This is a genomic window from Amycolatopsis sp. NBC_00438 (genome assembly GCF_036026695.1).
Lineage (GTDB): Bacteria > Actinomycetota > Actinomycetes > Mycobacteriales > Pseudonocardiaceae > Amycolatopsis.
The window spans coordinates 1,907,963-1,924,645 of record NZ_CP107923.1 but is presented as its reverse complement, the minus strand read 5'-3'; the positions used below and the strand labels follow the sequence as shown (position 1 = coordinate 1,924,645).

The following is a 16,683-nucleotide window of genomic DNA, read 5'->3' as shown; positions in this document are numbered from 1 at the left end:
TCCTAGTAGGACCGGGGCAGCCCGAGGCTGTGCTGCGCGACGAAGTTGAGGATCATTTCGCGGTTCACCGGGGCGATCCGCAGCAACCGGGCCAGCCCCCAGTACGGCAGCAGCCCGAAGTCCGCCGAGACGCCGTTGCCGCCGTGGGTCTGGATCGCGGCGTCGACGGCGGCCAGCGCGGCCTCCGCCGCGGCGTACTTGGCCATGTTCGACGCCTCGCCCGCCGGCTGACCGGCGTCGTGCAGCGCGGCCGCCCGGTGCGTCATCAGGGCGGCCAGCTCGGTTTCGATCTTGGCCTTGGCCAGCGGATGCGAGACGCCCTGGTGGACGCCGATCGGCTGGTCCCACACTGTCCGCTCCCGGGCGTAGCGGGCGGCGACGTCGAGGGCGTAACGCGCGATGCCGACGCACAGCGCGGCGCCGGTGATGCGTTCGGGGTTGAGGCCGTGGAAGACCTGCCGGAAGCCCGCGCCCTCCTCGCCGACGAGCGCCGTGGCGGGCAGCCGGACGCCGTCGAAGTGCAGCGTGAACTGCTTCTCCGGGAGCATGACGTCCACCGGCAGCGGCGTCACCGTGAGGCCGGGCGCGTCCACCGGGACCAGGAACAGCGAGAGCTGCGCGGTCCCGCCGGGGTCGCGGCCGGTGCGGGCGACGAGCAGCAGCGCGTCGGCGGTGTCGACGCCGGAGATGTAGTACTTCTCGCCGTCGACCACCCACTCGTCGCCGTCGCGGCGGGCGGTGGTGGCCAGCTTGTGGGTGTTGGAGCCGGCGTCGGGCTCGGTGATGGCGAAGACGACCTTCGTCCGGCCGCTCGCGATGCCGGGCAGCCACTCCTTGCGCTGCTCCGGCGTGCCGAACTCGGTGATCACCTCGGCGGAGATGGCTTCGGTGACGAGCAGCAGCAGGATCGGCGCTCCCTTGGCCGCGCTTTCCTCGATCACGATGGTCAGCTCGGCCAGGCCGCGGCCGCCCCCGCCGTACTCCTCGGGGATGTTGACGCCGATGAAGCCGGCGTCGCCGAGCGCGTGCCACAGCTCGGTGCACTCACGGCCTGCACGCGCGTGGTCGACGTAGTACCGGCCCCCGAACGGAGCCGCGATGGCGCCGACCGCGGCCCGCAGGTCACGAGCCTCGTCGCTTTCGAACACGTCCACGCCGACGCTCCTTAGTGATTCTTCATTCACTTATAGCGCACCGTAGCGCCCGTCTGCGAGGATGACAAGATGACGGCAGTCCCCTCGGCTTCCCCGGCCACCCGAAGACGGCGCGACCCCGAGCGGCGCGAGCGGATCCTGACCGCCGCGGCCGAGCTCACCGCGCGGCGCGGGTTCCACGCGATCGGCATGGCCGACATCGGCGCGGAGGCGGGCATCGTCGGGTCCGGCGTCTACCGGCACTTCGAGAACAAGGACGCGATCCTGGTCGCGCTGCTCGACCGCGTGATGGCCCGGCTGCAGGACGGCGCCGCGGCCATCCACGCCGGCGCGCCCGCCGACCACGCCGTGCTTTCCGGCCTGATCAGGGATCACATCCGGGTCGCCATCGAGGACCGCACCGTGCTGGCGGTCTACCACCGCGAAGTCCACAACCTGCCCGAGGACGACCGGCGGCGGCTGCGCCGGGCGCAGCGGCACTACCTCGAGGACTGGGTCCACGTGCTCGCGCCGTTGCGACCCGACCTCGCCGACGGCGAGCTGCGCCTGGCCGTGCACGCGGCGATCGGCGCGGTGCAGTCCACGCTGTTCTTCCGCAGCGGCCTCGCCCCGGAGCGGCTCGCGGCCCTGCTCGACGAAATGGCCCACGCCTGCCTCGGCGTCCCGTCAACGCCACAGGCACCACCCGCGTCAGTGAATGGCGAATAACTTTCTCTTGATTTGGCGACCTGGCTCACGCATGCTGATCGCGTCGGCGACGGCGAAGGAGCCCGGCATGACCACACCCGGTGAGAGCGCCATCGACGTCGAGACGCTGCGCGGCCGCCGCGCGGTGCACCGCTGGGAACGGACGTCGGTCGGCGACGTCTTCGAGCGGCTCACCTGGAGCCGGCCGGACCAGGTCGCGATCTCCGCGGCCGAGGGCGCGTGCGGCGAAGAGCAGTTCGCGGCCGTGACCTACCGGGAAGCCGACCGGGCCGCCAACCGGCTGGCGCACGCCCTGACCACGGCCGGGCTCGTGCCCGGCGACCGGGTGCTGCTGTTCTGCGAGAACACCGTCGAGGCGTTCCTCGCCAAGATCGGGATCGCGAAGGCGGGCATGGTCGCCGTCCCGCTGAACCCCGGCCTCGCCCCGGACGTCCTCGAGCACCTCGTGCGGCAGACCGGACCACGCCTCGCGATCGTCGACGCCGAACTCTGGCCGCGGCTCGAAGGCGTCGCGGGCGTGCGCGTCGGGGCCACCATCACCGTCGGCGGCGGCCCGGTCGCGGGCACCCCGTCGTTCGGCGCGTTCCTCGCCGGGCAGCCGGACACCGAGCCGGACGTCGAGATCCACGGCGACGACATCTTCCAGCTGCTGTTCACCTCCGGCACCACCGCGATGCCGAAGGGCGTGATGCTCTCGCACAGCTACGCGCACCTGGCCGGGCTGAACTTCGCGCTGTCGCTCACGCGCGGCCTGCGGCACGAGACGGATCTGCGCGTCTGCACGTTCCTGCCGATGATCTACCACGTCGGTGACGCGCTGTTCACGTACTCGACGTTCCTCGCCGGCGGCACGCTCGTCCTCGGCCGCCGTCCGGTCCCCGGCCCGGTCGCGGTGTCCCTGGCGCGGTCACGAGCCACCGCGATCTGGGCGGGGTCACCCCAGTTCGTCACCGCGCTGACCGACGAGATCGACGCTCGTGGCGACCTCGACCTGACTTCCCTGACGACGCTCGTCTACGGCTGGGGTGCCCTCACCCCCGAGGTGCTGCGGCGGCTGGAAGCCCGGGCCGCGCCTGGATTCGTCACGGTCGGGATCTTCGGGCAGACCGAAGCCATCGCCTGCCACCGGTTCTGGCCGTCGGCGTGGCCGGAGGTGCACGCGCGCACGGCGCCCGCGATGAACTACGTCGGCGTGCCGAGCGGGCTGCTCGCCTCCGACGTCGTCGACGAGCTGGGCGAGCCCGTGCGCGGCGTCCCGGGCGAGGCCGTCTACCGGTCCCCGGTGATGACGGCGGGCTACTACCGCGACGCGGAGGCGACCCGCGAGGCGTTCCGCGGCGGCTGGTTCCACTCCGGCGACTCGGCGGTCGTCGACGAAGACGGCTTGCGCGTGATGGTGGACAGGTACAAGGACATCGTGAAGACGGGCGGCGAGAACGTCTCGAGCATGCGCGTCGAGGCGGTGCTCCACCAGCACCCGGCGGTCCTGCGCGCCGCCGTTGTCGGGCTGCCGCACGAGCACTGGGGTGAAGCGGTGACGGCGGTGGTCGTCCCCCGCGGTTCCGCTTCCGAAGCCGACCTGATCGCGTTCTGCCGCGAACGCCTGGCCGGCTACGAAAGCCCGAAGCGCATCGTGTTCGCCGAGACCCTGCCGGAGACCGTGGGCGGCAAGATCCTCAAGTACAAGCTCCGCGCAGAGCACGCGACTCTGTACGGCTAGGGTGGTCGTGAGTGTTCAGGGCGGTTAGAACCGCCCTGAACACTCACGACGACTTGCACCGAGCGTCAGCCGAGCGCCCAACGCTGCAACGCCGTTCCCGTGTCGGCCTGCTGCGTGACCGCCGCGCCGTCCACTGTGGACGCCGTGGTCAGCACCAGGCCGCTGTGCTGCGCCTTGAGCGTGTAGCCCGGCCCCACCAGCCAGCGCTGGTTGGCGCCGCCCGTGCACGTCCACTGGATCACCTTCGCGCCCGCCGACGAAGAGCCGTCGGCGACGTCCAGGCACAGCCCGGATTCGGCGTTCACGATGCGGTAACTGCCGTCGGCCTGGTGGGTGAAGACCCACTTCTGGTTGGCGCCGCCGTTCGGCGTCCACGTCACCAGCGCCGTGCCCGCCGTCGTCGAGTGCGCCGGGACGTCGAGGGCCTTGCCGGACGCGGTCAGCGTGTGCGTCCCGTCCACAGTGGACGCGCCGGTCGCCGTGAACGTCAGCGTCTGCTCGGCCGCGGTCCGGTTGCCGCCGGTCCAGGCGCGGAACGGCGTCGTGTCCGCCGCTGCGGAGAGGCTGAGCGACAGTCCGCTGTAGCGGTTGACCAGCCGGAACCCGCCCCCCTGGGCCGGGACGGCGAACCACTGCTGCCCGACCGACGATCCCGCCGTCACGACCGGTTTGGTGCCCCAGGCGCGGTTCGCGGGCGACGTCGGCACGCCGAGCGCCTGGCCAGTGGCCGCGTTGGTGATCCGATAGGCGCCGTCCCCGGTCGCGGTGAACGTCCAGGCGGCCAGGTCCGGGGTACCGGTGGTCGACGTCGTCGCGGAGCTGCCGGAGACCTGGGCCAGGACGCGGCCCGCGCCGCTGCCGATGCGGTAGGTCTTCGCCGGGTCGACCGGGGACGCGGCGGGCGTGCCGGTGACCGTGATGTTCGCGTACTCGCCGTCGGAGGACGCGCAGGCGATCGAGCAGTACGACCGGAACGTCTTGCCGACGATCGTGGCGCTCGTCTTGTTCGCGTCGTCGGCGAACCAGCGGTACCAGGAGCCCGACTTGTACGCGCCGGAGTCGCCGATCAGCCGCCACTTCTGGGTGGCCAGGTCGTCGGTGACGTAGAACTTCTGCGGCGCGGTGCCGGTGACCACCTCGGGCTCGCCGATGTAGAGGCCGAGGTGTGCGTCGTAGGCGATGTTCATGACGAACAGGTCGGACTTCGGCGGCAGCTGCCCGGCCGCGACCTGCTGGTCGACGTTGCCGGTGTTCGCGGGGTCGTAGTCGTCGGCGGGCGGCGTGTAGCCGGTGGCGGTGGTGCCGGTGGGCACCATGTTGCTCTCCTTGCCGCCGACACCCGGCTGCGTCCACTTGCCGTCGTACCACTTCTGCCACGAGCCGGTCGCCATCTTGGCCGACATCGGCGAGCGGGCGACGTGCGCGAGCCCGACCATGCCGCCGCCCGCGCCGGCCTTCGGGACGATCCGCGAGCCGTAGTAGACGTAGAAGTAGCCCGACACCGGGTCGGCGAACAGGCGCGGGTCGCCGTCGCCGTAGTCGAAGGTCTGGTTCGGGAACGCCGCCGTGTCACCGCGCTTCGTGCTGTACGGCGAGGTGATGGCGTGGCCCTTGATGCTCCAGGTGTGACCCTGGTCGGTGGAGACGGCCCAGTCGATCGCGTCGTAGTGCGAGAACGAGTACGCGCCGAACGGCTCGGGCGTGAACTCGTTGTGCACCAGGCCGTACCAAGCGCCGGTGTCCGGGTCGACCCAGGTGCCGACCAGGTCGCAGAAGTTCTTCTCCACGTAGCTCGACCCGGCCGGCGGATCGGTCGCTTCCTTCCCGGTCGGGCTGGTGTTGCAGCGCCAGGTGGTGTCGTTGTTCTTGTCGCGGGGCTCGGCCGGGTTCACGGCGTTGCTGAGCGCGCTCGACTTGGTCGCCGAGTCGAAGTCGGCGCCGGTGTAGAACTCCCACTCGCGCGGGCCGTCCGCGCCGTAGAGGGCGGCCGACTGCTGGAAGTAGAACGTCCCGTCCTTGTCGAGGAACGCGCCGGCCGGGGTGTCGGTCGGGTACGCGTACGTGCCGGTGGACCCGACGGTGACGGTGTAGGCGCCGGCCGGCGGGGCGGCGGCGAGGCCCGCGACAAGAGCCGCGGCGGCGAGCGAAGCGCTGAGCGATGACATGACCACGGCCGTCTCCTCGGGGACCTGAGCGAGCGATCGAACAATATCGAACAGCTTCTGTGTCGTTTTCTGATCTGTCAAGAGCCGTTATGAGCATGTTCGCTCATTCGACCGTGATCTACGATCGGTGCGTGACGAACGACGACGCGGCTCGCGGCCTGCCCGACCTGTCCGGCACGGTCACCTGCGTCACCGGTGCGTCCGGCACGATCGGCCGCGGGATCGCGCTCCGGTTCGCCGCGGCGGGCAGCGCCGTGGCCGTGCACCACCGGCGTCCCGGCGCGGCCGACGACGTCGTGGCCGCGATCGGCGACCGGGCGCGCGCGTTCGCCGCCGACCTGACCGACGACGACGCCTGCCACACCATGCTCGAGGCCGTCGCGGACTGGGGAGGACGGCTCGACGCGCTCGTGAACAACGCCGGGGTGCAGCCCGTGGAGGACCTCGACGGGCTTCCGGTCGAGCCGTGGCGGGCGATGCTGGACGCCAACCTCACCAGCGCGTTCTCCTGCACCCAGGCGGCGGTCCGGCGGATGGGCGACGGCGGGAGCGTCACGCACATCGCGTCGATCGAAGCCCGGCAGCCCGCGCCCGGGCACGTCCACTACAGCGCGGCGAAGGCGGCGCTGGTGATGCACGCGCGGGGCGCCGCGCTGGAGTACGGGCCGCGCGGGATCCGCGTCAACACGGTGTCGCCGGGGCTGATCGACCGGCCGGGGATGGACTGGCCCGAGGGCGTCGAGCGCTGGCAGCGCGCCGCTCCCCTGGGACGGCTGGGCACGCCGGAGGACGTCGCGAACGCGTGCGTTTTCCTGGCTTCGCCGCTGGCCTCCTGGATCACCGGCCATGACCTCGTCGTCGACGGCGGCGTCTCGGCCCGGCCCACCTGGTGACGGCCGGCCCCGTCGAGGCCCAGTTCCGGGCCGCGGTCACGCGGTTCGCCGGGCCCGCGCGAGCGGTGGCGACCGGGCTCGTCGGCACATTCGGCGTCGTCGCCACCCCGACCGGCGCGCTCCCGCTGGCCTTCGGCTTGCTGGCCCTGACCCTGGTCGCGGGCGCGGCGGACGTCTTCGCCGGGCGCGGGACGGCGTTCGTCCTTTCGGCACTGCGCGCGGGAGCGGTGTGCGCGTGCCAGCCGTGGACGGCGAACCTGTGGGCGATCAACGTCCTGACGATCACGGCGATCACGTGGCAGTGGGAGTACCCGCCGCGGCTGACGGTGCCGGTGCTGGCGGGGCTGCTGGCGCTCGCCGGCCTGGACGAGTGGTTCCTGGTGGCGCTGCGGGTGGCCGTGGAGAGCGTGCTGGCGCGGCTGGCGTTCGTGCTGCTGGTGCGATCGACGGCCCGCACCGACACGCTGCGCGCCGAACGGGCCGCGCTCGAACGGGCCGAGACCCTGGCCCGCGACCGCCGCCGCCGCGAGCGCGAATACCTGGCCCTGCTGCACGACACGGCGTCGGCGACGTTCCTGACGGTAGCGGCCGGAGCCACCGCCGACCCGGCGGCGGTGGCGGGCTACGCGGCGCGGGACCTGGCGATCCTCACCGGCCAGGAGGACGCCCCGGCCGAACTCGAAGCGGGCTTGCGGGCGGTCGTCGCGGATCGTCGATCCACTGTGGACGCACACTGGGAGCAGGTCCCGCTGATCCCGGCCGCGGCGGCACTGGCCCTGGTGCGCGCGGCGGACGAGGCGGTGCGCAACGCCGAACGCCACTCGGGCGCGGCCCGCGTGGCGCTGCACCTGGCCCCGGCCCGGGCGGGAGTCGTGGTGACGATCTCCGACACCGGAGCGGGCTTCGACCCGACGCGGATTCCGGCGTCCCGGCGAGGAGTGCGGGTCTCGCTGGTCGAGCGGATGCGCGACGCCGGAGGTACGGCGGAGATCCGCTCGAGCCCCGGCGCGGGCACGACGGTGACGTTGCGGTGGCCCGATGCCTGACCACGAGACGGCGATCCCGCGCGGCCGGCAGGCGCAGCCGAGCCCGGATCCCGCCGAGTCGGCAGTGAACGCCGCCGATCCAGCCGCCGAACCCACGCCCGTCGGCACCTCCGCCGAGGCTGAAGCCGCCTTCGCCGAACCCACGGCCGCCAGCACCTCCGCCGAGGCTGAAGCCGCCTTCGCCGAACCAGCGCCCGCCAGCACCAAGACCGAAGCCACCGCCGGACCCACGCCCACCGAGACCTCTGCGGTCGAGACCGAAGCCGCCACCAAAACCAAGACCGCCACCGCCGAACCAGCGCCCACCAGCAGCTCCAGCACCAAGACCGAAGCCACCGCCGGACCCACGCCCACCGACACCTCTGCGGTCGAGACCGAAGCCGCCACCATCACCAAAACCAAGACCGCCACCGCCGAACCAGCGCCCGCCAGCACCTCCACCACCAAGACCGAAGCCGCTACCACCGAACCCACCCCCACCAGCAGCTCCACCACCAAGACCAGGACCGCCGCCACCGAACCCACCAGCACCTCTGCGGCCGAGACCGAACCACCCACCCCCGCCGACACAGCCACAGCGAAGCGCTCAGCCGACTCCGCGTCGCCGCCCTTCGCCGATCCGGTGAGCCGGCTTGCGGCGGCCGTGCGGATCGCCGTGCTCGGCGTGGCCGCCATCGTCCAAATCGGACTTTGCCTCGCTCCGCTGCTCCGCCACCACGCCGCCTACCACCCCGCCTTCGCCGCCGATCTCGCCTTCGGCGCCTTCGCCGCCGTCACCGCGACCGCCGCCTTCTGGTTGCTGCGACGGCGACCGCTCCCGCGGACTCTCGCCGCGGCCGGGACCGTCGTCGTGCTCGCCGCCTCCTCCGCGGCCACCGCCGCCGTGCCCGCCGACGCCTTCTTCCGGGAGCCGCACTGGTCGTTCGGGCTCGTCGGATGGCTTCTCCTGCTCCTGCTGTCCGATCGGCCGCCCCTGCTCGTCGCGGCGCTCGGGGTGCACGCCGCCGTCAGCGTCGGCCAGTTCCTGCTCGCCGGGACCCCCGCGCGCACCGAACTCGGCGAGGCGGCGATCGTGCTGTTCGCCGTCACCGCCTTCCAGCTCGCCATCGGCGGGCTGATCCGGCTGCTCGACCAGCGCACCGGCGAAGCCGCCCTCGCCGCCGCCGAACGGGAGCGTCTGGAAACGCGCGCCGCGCTCGCCGGGCAGGCCGGGCGGGACCTGCGGGCCGGGTTCGCCGAACAGCTCGGCGCCACCCTGCCGCTGCTGGCCGGGCTCGCCGACGGCACCCTCGACCCGCGCGGCGACGCCGCCCGCACGCGGTGCGCGCTCGCCGCCGCGCAGCTGCGGCGGCTGTTCGCGGAGAACGACGACGTGCCCGATCCGCTCGTCCACGAGGTCACCGCCTGCCTCGACGTCACCGAGCGGCGCGGCGTCGCCGTGACCCTCGCGGTGAGCGGTGATCCCGTCGACGTCCCGCCCGCGCTGCGCCGCGACCTGACCGGCCCGGTCCTCGCCGCGCTGACCACCGCCCGCACGCGCGCCCGGGTGAGCGTGTTGCGGACGCCGGATCTGGTGCGGGTCGCCGTGGTGGCGGACACCACCGGCGACACCCCCGGATTCCCGGGAGCCGCCGACGTCGTCGTCACGTCCCACACCCAGGACGGGCAGACCTGGATGGAGGCGCGATGGTTACCCGCGTGACGGCGGTCGTCGTCGACGATCACCCGGCGGTGCGCGCCGGGGTGGCGTACTGGCTGGCGGGCGGCGACCCGCCGATCGACGTCGTGGCCGACGGCGAGGACGTCAAGGTGGCGTGGCTCGGCGAAGGCGCCGCGGCCGACGTCGTGATCCTCGACCTGCACCTCGGCGGCCCGGCGCCCGCGTTCGGCGACCTGCGGCGGCTCGCCGAGGCCGGGCGCCGCGTGGTCGTCTACTCGATGCGCGCCGACGACGACGTCGCGCTGCAGTGCCTCGAACTGGGCGCGCTCTGCTACCTGACGAAGGCCGAGGGCGCCGGGCACCTCGTGGAGGCGACGCGGGCCGCCGCGCTGGACCGGCCCTACACCCCGCCGTCGCTGGCCGGCGCGCTCGCCGGGGACCGCTCGGAGGCGCGGCCCGCGCTCTCGGCCCGGGAGGCCGAGGTGCTCGTCGAGTGGTTCCAGTCGGAGTCGAAGGAGTTCGTCGCGCACCGGCTAGGGATCTCGGCGAGCACGGTGAACTCCCACCTCGAGCGCATCCGCGTCAAGTACGCGCGCATCGGCCGCGAAGCACCGACGAAGGCCGCGCTCGTCGCGCGCGCCATCCAGGACGGCCTGATCGGCGTCGACGACCTGTGACCCGGGTCATGAGCGGGTGTGGTGCGAACGGCCCACACCGGACGCCGCCGAATGCGGCTACGGTCCCCGCGACGGAGCCGCGCGGGTGCCCCGTACGGGCCGCCGCGAACGCCCTGGGGGCGCGCTCGCGGCGTCCCGCCCGGCTCCTCGCCCCGCCGGAACCCGTCCGGCGGGCAGCACGAGGAGATCCATGAAGCACGTCCGCACCACCCTGCTCGCCGCCGCCGGCAGTGCCGCCGCTCTCCTGCTTTCCGCCTGTGGCGGGGAATCCGGCCAGGCCGCGCCGGCCGTGCCGTCGGCCGCACCGTCCTCGGCCGAGCCGGCCGAGCCGAGCGCGGCGGACTCGTCGGCCGCTTCGCCCGCGGGTGACGCCACGAAGCCGGGCACCGAGCTGAAGGTCGGCGACCGCGCCGTCGTCCCGTTCAAGTACGGCACGACCAAGTCCGGCACGATCGCGATCACCGTGACGGCCATCGACAAGGGCGCGAACGCCGATCTGGCCAAGTACGGCGACAAAGCGAAGGGCATCACGCCGTACTACCTGCGCGCGTCGGTCGAGAACGTCGACGGCGCCGACCTTTCCTACGCGTCGGTGAGCCTGCGCGCCCTCGGCGCCGATGGACGGTCCACAGGCGTGATCATCACGGGCAGCACGGATCAGTGCAAGTCGGGCACGGCCCCCAAAGAGTTCGACGCGCCGGGCGCGAAGTTCGAAACCTGCACGCTTCAGGGTGCCCGCGAAGGCTCCGAAGTCACCGCTGCGACGTTCGACAAGGGCGACGGCTACGACAAGTCGCCGATCGTCTGGAAAAACTGACACCGATCACACTCGGTGACAACCACGCGAAAGAACCTCATGATCCACTGAGTGGGAAACCGAGCTATATTCGAAAAAACGCATGGTTGATCTTCCTTATCAGCCGCGCTGATCACTGTCTGTATCCGGGGGTGCTCGGACGGCCTTGATCATCGCGGTACGTTTCGCGGCGTTCCTTGCGGGCCCCGACGACGCGGCCCGCGCCACTCTTCAAGCGGCACGCGTCTCAGGGCGCGCGCAGCTTCGCCGTGCCGAAAGGAAGTTCCTTGACCGCCACGACGTTGACGCAGGTGCTTCGTGACACCCGCCCGACCACCGGGACCACCCGGCTGATCGTGCGCTGGGACCGCGAAACGGGCTGGGCGCACCTGGCCATCGCCGTTCCGGGCACCGAGCAGGCCCGCTTCGCCGGGTTCCACCGGTTCACCCGCGGTACCGCCGACGCCGTCGCCGCCGAGCTGGCGGCCGCCGGATGCGTCTCCGCTCCCCCGCTCCACCTCGACGACACCCTGTCCGAGATCGAAGCCGTGCTGAGCCACCGGGAGGTGTCCCCGGATGCTGCTCGATGACTTGTACCTCAACGGAATCGGCTGTGACGTCGGCGCGTTGATCCCGGTCTCGGCGCCGCTCGCGGCCGGCGAGTTCACCCCCGACGACGCCGCCCGCACCGGGCAGCTGTCCACCGCGGTCGCCGAACGCCCCGGCCCCGAACTGGCCGTCCGGGCCGGGCGCCAGGCGCTGGCACAGGCGCGCGCCACGACCGGCGAGCCGATCTGGCCGAGCCTGTGCCTGCACGCCGGGATCTACCACTCCGGCATCGACTTCTGGCACGCCGCGTCGTACGTGCGCGACCAGCTGGGGGTCGGCGCCGGGCCGGGCCTGACGCTGGAGCTCGGCGCGATGAGCAACAGCCTGGTCGCCGGGATCGACGTCGCGGCCAGCGTGCTGCGCGGCCGCCCGGACCACGAAGCCGCGCTCATCACCGCGGGCGACCGGTTCGGCGCGCCCGGGTTCCCGCACTGGAGCACGGACATCGGGATCGTGTACGGCGACGCGGGCAGCGCCGTGGTGCTGACCCGGCGGCCGGGCCTCGCCCGGATCCGGGCGATCGCGTCGTACACCGACCCGTCGCTGGAAGGCCTGCAGCGCGGGGACGAGCCGTTCCGCCCGGCGAGCGTCGCGGCCCACCGCGGCATCGACATCCGCCGCCGCAAACGCCAGTGGCTCAGCCGGCAGGGCGGCCCGGCGCACGTCGCGACGCGCAACGGCGACGCCGTCACCACGGTCGTCAAGACAGCGCTTTCCGACGCCGGGATCGACCTGCCGGACGTCGCGAAGATCTGCGCGCCGCACTACGGCAGGCGGCTGGTGGAGACGCAGGTCCTGCGTCCGCTCGGCATCACCGAGGACCGCACGATGACGGAGTTCGGGCTGCGGGTGGGCCACCTGGGCGCGAGCGACCAGATCGTCGCGTTCGACCGGCTGCTGGCGAGCGGCGAGGTCGGCCCGGGCGACACGGTGCTGCTGCTGGGCATCGGCGTGGGCATGACGTGGACCGCGGTGGTCCTGGAACTCTGCTGAACCCCGCTGGACCGGATGGGGTGGCCCCGGCCACCCCATCCGGGGCGGGACCGGCACCGAATCCCGGGAAACCGCTCTCCGAAGGGACGTGCCCGTGCCGCGTCGGACGTGGTCGAGCCGCCTGCTCGACGTCTCGGCCAAGGTGGTGCCCGGCATCGGCCGGGTCCGCGCCCAGAAGGAACCGTTCGCCCGAGCGTGGGCCTCGGGCAACCGCGTGGCGCTCGAATCCGGCCTGCCGCTGTGGGTGGCGCTGGGCGACTCGATGACCCAGGGCATCGGCGCCCGCGACGTCGACGGCGGCTGGGTCCCGCGCCTGAACGCCCGGCTCGGCCGGCCGTTCGCGGTCGTCAACCTGTCGGCGTCCGGAGCGCGGATCCAGGACGTGCTCGACGACCAGCTCCCGCGCCTCCCGGCCACCCCGGCCCTGGTCACCGTGCTGGTGGGCGCGAACGACATGCTCACCCGGGGCCGCCGCCGCGACGTCCCGGCCCGGTTCGAGGCCCTGCTGGACCGGCTCCCGCCGGGCCGCTCGGTCGTCGCCACGCTGCCGCAGGGCAACACCCAGGCCCTCGCGGTCAACGCGTTGCTCGACGCCGCGGGCACGGCCGGCCGGATCGACGTCGCCGACCTGCGCGGCCCGGCGCTGGGCCCGCTGCGCGGCAGCCTGGCCGACGACTGGTTCCACCCGAACGACGTCGGCTACGAGCGGATGGCGGGGCTCTTCGAAGGCCCGGTCCGCGCCTGCCTGGCCCGCTACCCCGGCTCCCGGTCGTGAGTGGTTAGGGCGGTTAGAACCGCCCTAACCACTCACGACAAGCCGCGGCAGACCCGGAAGCCCTGCCGCAGTCGGCGCGCGTTATGCGACCGCGCGGGTGATTTCCGCGGCCACCAGGGCCATCGTGGTGCGGGCGCGCTCCGGGTCCTCGGTCAGGAAGTAGTGGTCCACCCCCGGCGTCCGGTCGTGCAGCACCTCGACGCCCGCCGCGCGAAGCCGGGAGACGTAGTTCTCGCCGTCGGCGCGCAGGGCGTCCCGTTCGGCGGTCAGCACCACCGCCTGCGGCAGCCCGGCGAGGTCGTCGGCCAGCAGCGGGGACGCGTACGGATGCCGCCTGCCCGCGGGATCCGGGAAGTAGACCCGGCGGACGAGGTCGCGCAGCCCGGGCGAGATCATCCCGCCCGCCGCCGGGTCCGGGTCGGTGGCGAGGTCCAGCGCGGGCACACCCAGCACCTGCAGGCGCGGCCGCCACCCGCCGGCGTCGCGCGCCTGCAGGCAGACGGCCGCCGCGAGACCGCCACCGGAGGAGAATCCGCCGACGGCGACCCGGTCCGAGGCGATCCAGGACGCGACGTCGAAACACTGGTGCTGCGCCACCGGGAACGCGACGTACGGACCGCACCGGTAATCGACGTTATACACCGTGACGCCGGCCGTGGCGGCGACGTAGCGGCACCACCAGTCGTCCATCTCCGGGTACCGCATCAGCCAGGCCCCGCCGTGGAAGTGGACATACGCGCCGTCGGATCCGGCAGCGGGGCGGTAGACGTGCACCCTCACCGGGCCGTGCCGGGTCGGCACGCGCACGACGCCGGGTGGCGGGAGGTCCGTCCCGGCGAAGCGCAGGTTGTCGCCGTAGCGCACGGTCCACCGCGCGGTGGCGTGCATGACCATCGCCGCGAGCCGGTCCCGGAGCCTCATACCGGGTGTTCGGAACCGGCCCGCCCGGCGATGGGTGGCTCAGCCGAGGCCGGCGTCGTGGACGAGGATCGCCACCTGGGTCCGGTTCGCCGCCTCGAGCTTCGCCATGATGTGTCCGATGTGGACTTTCACGGTGGACTCGCTGACCACCAGGACCTTCGCGATCTCGCCGTTGCTCAGGCCACGGCCGATCTGGACCGCGACGTCGTGCTCGCGCGGGGTCAGCGCCGCCAGCCTGTCGCGGGCCTGCTCCCCCGCGCCGCCGGTCGCGAAGTCGGCCAGCAGGCGCTTCGTGATCTTCGGTGACAGCATCGCCTCGCCGCGGGCGGCCACCCGCACCGCCGTGACCAGCTCCCGGGGCGGGGTGTCCTTGAGCAGGAACCCGGCCGCGCCGTGGCGCAGCGCCGCGTAGACGTACTCGTCGACGTCGAACGTCGTCAGCACGACCACCGCGGGCGCCGCCGGGTGCCCGGCCAGCCGGCGGACCACCTCGATGCCGTCGACCTTCGGCATCTGGACGTCGGTGAGCACGACGTCGGGGCGGTACCGGTCGGTCAGCTCGACCGCCCGCGCGCCGTTGGTGTCCTCCGCGACGACCTCGACGTCCCCCGCCGACTCGAGGATCATCCGGATGCCGCTGCGGACCAGCTCTTCGTCCTCCAGCAGCACGACCTTGACCGTCACTTCGCCTCCTCGACCGGAAACACGGGAAATTCGGCCAGCACGCGGAACCGGCCGTCGCCGGTCGGCCCGGTCCGCAGCTCGCCACCGGCCAGTTCGACGCGTTCGCGCATGCCGACCAGGCCGTAGCCCGCCCCCGGGACGCCGGTGTGGTGCGGGGTGAGCCGGTTGGTCACCTCGACCGCGAGCCGGCCGCCCTCGGTGGCGAGCCGGACGTCGACGGCGGCGTGCGGGGCGTGTTTCCCGGCGTTGGTCAGGGATTCCTGCACGACGCGGTAGACGGCGCGGCCGAGCGGGTCCGGCACCGCGGGCAGCGGATCCGGCAGCTCCAGCTCCACCCGGGCGCCGGTCGCGGCGACCTCCTCGACCAGGTCCTCCAGCGACGCGAGCAACCCGGCACCCGGGCTCGCGGCCGCCGGGACGTCGTCGCGCAGCACTTGCAGGATGCCCCGCAGCTCTTCCAGCGCGGTGGCGCTGACGGCGCGGATCGTCTCGGCGGTCCGCTCGGTGGCTTCGTCCGGGGCGCGCAGGGACAGCGCGCCCGCCTGCAGCGCGACGGCCGTCACGCGGTGGGCGACGACGTCGTGCATCTCGCGCGCGATCCGCCGCCGCTCGGCGAACACGGCCTGGTCGGCGAGCAGGGTGCGGGTGCGCTCGGCCTCGTCGGCGCGTTCCCGCAGCACGGCCAGCAGCCTGGCGCGCTGGTGCATCCACAGGCCGGCGAGCACCGGGCCGACGGAGAACACGCCCAGCACGACCACGACGGTCAGCAGGTCCGCCGGCTCCGACACGACCCGCAGGACGCGCCCGCCGAGCACGGTGACGACCATCGCGACGCCGGTCAGGACGCTGACGCCGTGCCGGGCCGCGACCGAGTACAAGGCGATGGTCAGCGGCAGCAGCGTCACCCCGGCGAAGAGGCAGCCCACCGCCACGAGCAGCACCGGGAACGGCCACCGGCGCCGGGCGAGCAGCACCAGCGCGGAGACGAGCACCGCCGGCACGTAGAGCGCCGGGTGCGGGTCCCGCGGGTCGCCGCCGGCCAGGCTGACGACGATCACGGCCGCCGCCACCGCGACGTCGAGGGCGAGCAGCGCGACCCGGCCGTCCCACCACGTGAGCCATCGCATCGGGACCAGGTTAGGGCGCGCCCGCTCACCCGGCACGGCGTGCCAGGGTGAACCCCGTCGTGACCAGGGCGAGGGCGGTCAGCGCGGCGAACACGGCCGGCCCGGGCATGCGCAGCAGGGCGGTGCCGCTGAACGGCAGCGCCGTCACCGGCACCTTGACGAGCGCGCCCAGCGCGGTCTCCGCGACCAGCGTCCAGACGGCGAACACGCCGATGGCGGCCGCGGTGTGCCGGAGCAGCCCGCCGAGCGCGACGCCGGCGAGTCCGGAAAGGACGGTCAGCAGCAGGACCGCCGCGATGGCCCGGCCCGCCGCCCCCGCGTCGGCGGGCAGGGCCCCGCCGCCGGCCAGCACCCCGGCCGCGGCAAGCACCACCATCAGCACCCCGCCGAGCAGCCCGAGCCCGCCGGTGACCACCGCCCGGGCGGCGACGATCCGGGCGGGCGAGCGCAGCACGAGCCGGGTGGTGGCGAGGGTTCCGTGCTGGTGGTCGAGCCCGAACGCGGCGACGCCGACGGCCGCGACGAGCAGCGCGCCGAGCCGCGCGACCAGGCCGAACGACGAGGTGAAGGCGTCGAGGTCACCGAGGTCGCGCTTGAGGCCCCAGTACAGCCCGGACGCGAACTGCAGCACCCCGGCGGCGAGCAGGAGCAGCCAGGTCGACCGCAGCGAACGGGCCCGGATCCATTCGTAGGCCAAGGCGTTCTTCACGACGACTCCCTCCGATGTGGCTCGGCGGCACTTTCACGTGAAAGTG

General features: G+C 73.3%; 16 protein-coding genes. 10 read left to right on the top strand and 6 right to left on the bottom strand.

The window, feature by feature from the left end; all coding sequences use genetic code 11:
* Nucleotides 1-2 precede the first annotated feature (2 nt).
* The gene (locus tag OG494_RS09250; RefSeq protein ID WP_328453910.1) at nucleotides 3-1,154 is read right to left on the bottom strand and encodes an acyl-CoA dehydrogenase family protein; all 1,152 of its coding nucleotides are present in this window, start codon (nucleotides 1,152-1,154) and stop codon (nucleotides 3-5) included.
* Between the two features lie 69 nt (nucleotides 1,155-1,223).
* On the opposite strand from OG494_RS09250, the gene OG494_RS09245 reads away from it, so the two are divergent.
* Entirely contained in the window at nucleotides 1,224-1,862 is a 639-nt protein-coding gene (locus OG494_RS09245; protein ID WP_328453908.1) for a TetR/AcrR family transcriptional regulator, read from the top strand.
* A gap of 67 nt (nucleotides 1,863-1,929) precedes the next feature.
* Nucleotides 1,930-3,582, top strand: a complete 1,653-nt coding sequence (locus tag OG494_RS09240) for an AMP-binding protein (protein ID WP_328453906.1) — start codon at nucleotides 1,930-1,932, stop codon at nucleotides 3,580-3,582.
* A gap of 65 nt (nucleotides 3,583-3,647) precedes the next feature.
* Here OG494_RS09240 and OG494_RS09235 read toward each other — a convergent pair whose 3' ends face one another.
* A complete protein-coding gene (locus OG494_RS09235) occupies nucleotides 3,648-5,747 on the bottom strand; it encodes an RICIN domain-containing protein (RefSeq protein ID WP_328458907.1) in 2,100 nt (699 codons plus the stop codon).
* A gap of 158 nt (nucleotides 5,748-5,905) precedes the next feature.
* Here OG494_RS09235 and OG494_RS09230 point away from each other — a divergent pair, with 158 nt between their 5' ends.
* The 8 genes from OG494_RS09230 (at nucleotide 5,906) to OG494_RS09195 (ending at nucleotide 13,196) form a co-directional block, all read left to right on the top strand.
* The gene (locus OG494_RS09230) at nucleotides 5,906-6,640 is read left to right on the top strand and encodes an SDR family NAD(P)-dependent oxidoreductase (RefSeq protein ID WP_328458906.1); all 735 of its coding nucleotides are present in this window, start codon (nucleotides 5,906-5,908) and stop codon (nucleotides 6,638-6,640) included.
* Complete coding sequence (locus OG494_RS09225) at nucleotides 6,637-7,686, top strand: sensor histidine kinase (RefSeq protein ID WP_328453904.1); 1,050 nt, start codon at nucleotides 6,637-6,639, stop codon at nucleotides 7,684-7,686. Before OG494_RS09230 ends, OG494_RS09225 begins: the two co-directional genes overlap by 4 nt.
* The gene (locus OG494_RS09220) at nucleotides 7,679-9,388 is read left to right on the top strand and encodes a hypothetical protein (RefSeq protein ID WP_328453902.1); all 1,710 of its coding nucleotides are present in this window, start codon (nucleotides 7,679-7,681) and stop codon (nucleotides 9,386-9,388) included. The genes OG494_RS09225 and OG494_RS09220 overlap by 8 nt, the downstream gene beginning before the upstream one ends.
* Nucleotides 9,373-10,023, top strand: a complete 651-nt coding sequence (locus tag OG494_RS09215; RefSeq protein ID WP_328453900.1) for a response regulator transcription factor — start codon at nucleotides 9,373-9,375, stop codon at nucleotides 10,021-10,023. The genes OG494_RS09220 and OG494_RS09215 overlap by 16 nt, the downstream gene beginning before the upstream one ends.
* Before the next feature lie 190 nt (nucleotides 10,024-10,213).
* A complete protein-coding gene (locus tag OG494_RS09210; protein WP_328453898.1) occupies nucleotides 10,214-10,840 on the top strand; it encodes a hypothetical protein in 627 nt (208 codons plus the stop codon).
* Nucleotides 10,841-11,106: 266 nt separating this feature from the next.
* Entirely contained in the window at nucleotides 11,107-11,409 is a 303-nt protein-coding gene (locus tag OG494_RS09205) for a hypothetical protein (RefSeq protein WP_328453896.1), read from the top strand.
* Nucleotides 11,396-12,421, top strand: coding sequence for a ketoacyl-ACP synthase III family protein (locus tag OG494_RS09200; RefSeq protein ID WP_328453894.1), 1,026 nt, complete (start codon nucleotides 11,396-11,398; stop codon nucleotides 12,419-12,421). Before OG494_RS09205 ends, OG494_RS09200 begins: the two co-directional genes overlap by 14 nt.
* 94 nt (nucleotides 12,422-12,515) lie before the next feature.
* Nucleotides 12,516-13,196 (top strand): SGNH/GDSL hydrolase family protein, encoded by a 681-nt coding sequence (locus OG494_RS09195; protein WP_328453892.1) that lies wholly within the window; start codon nucleotides 12,516-12,518, stop codon nucleotides 13,194-13,196.
* Between the two features lie 81 nt (nucleotides 13,197-13,277).
* On the opposite strand, the gene OG494_RS09190 is transcribed toward OG494_RS09195, so the two are convergent.
* Genes OG494_RS09190 through OG494_RS09175 form a run of 4 tightly spaced genes read right to left on the bottom strand, consistent with a single transcriptional unit; the run spans nucleotide 13,278 to nucleotide 16,637 of the window.
* Nucleotides 13,278-14,117 carry an alpha/beta hydrolase gene (locus OG494_RS09190; RefSeq protein ID WP_328453890.1) on the bottom strand — a complete coding sequence of 280 codons (840 nt, stop codon included), beginning with the start codon at nucleotides 14,115-14,117 and terminating at the stop codon, nucleotides 13,278-13,280.
* 39 nt (nucleotides 14,118-14,156) lie between these two features.
* Nucleotides 14,157-14,801 (bottom strand): response regulator transcription factor, encoded by a 645-nt coding sequence (locus OG494_RS09185; RefSeq protein WP_328453889.1) that lies wholly within the window; start codon nucleotides 14,799-14,801, stop codon nucleotides 14,157-14,159.
* Entirely contained in the window at nucleotides 14,798-15,928 is a 1,131-nt protein-coding gene (locus OG494_RS09180; RefSeq protein ID WP_328453887.1) for a sensor histidine kinase, read from the bottom strand. Before OG494_RS09180 ends, OG494_RS09185 begins: the two co-directional genes overlap by 4 nt.
* 25 nt (nucleotides 15,929-15,953) lie before the next feature.
* A complete protein-coding gene (locus OG494_RS09175) occupies nucleotides 15,954-16,637 on the bottom strand; it encodes a hypothetical protein (RefSeq protein ID WP_328453885.1) in 684 nt (227 codons plus the stop codon).
* Between the last annotated feature and the right edge of the window lie 46 nt (nucleotides 16,638-16,683).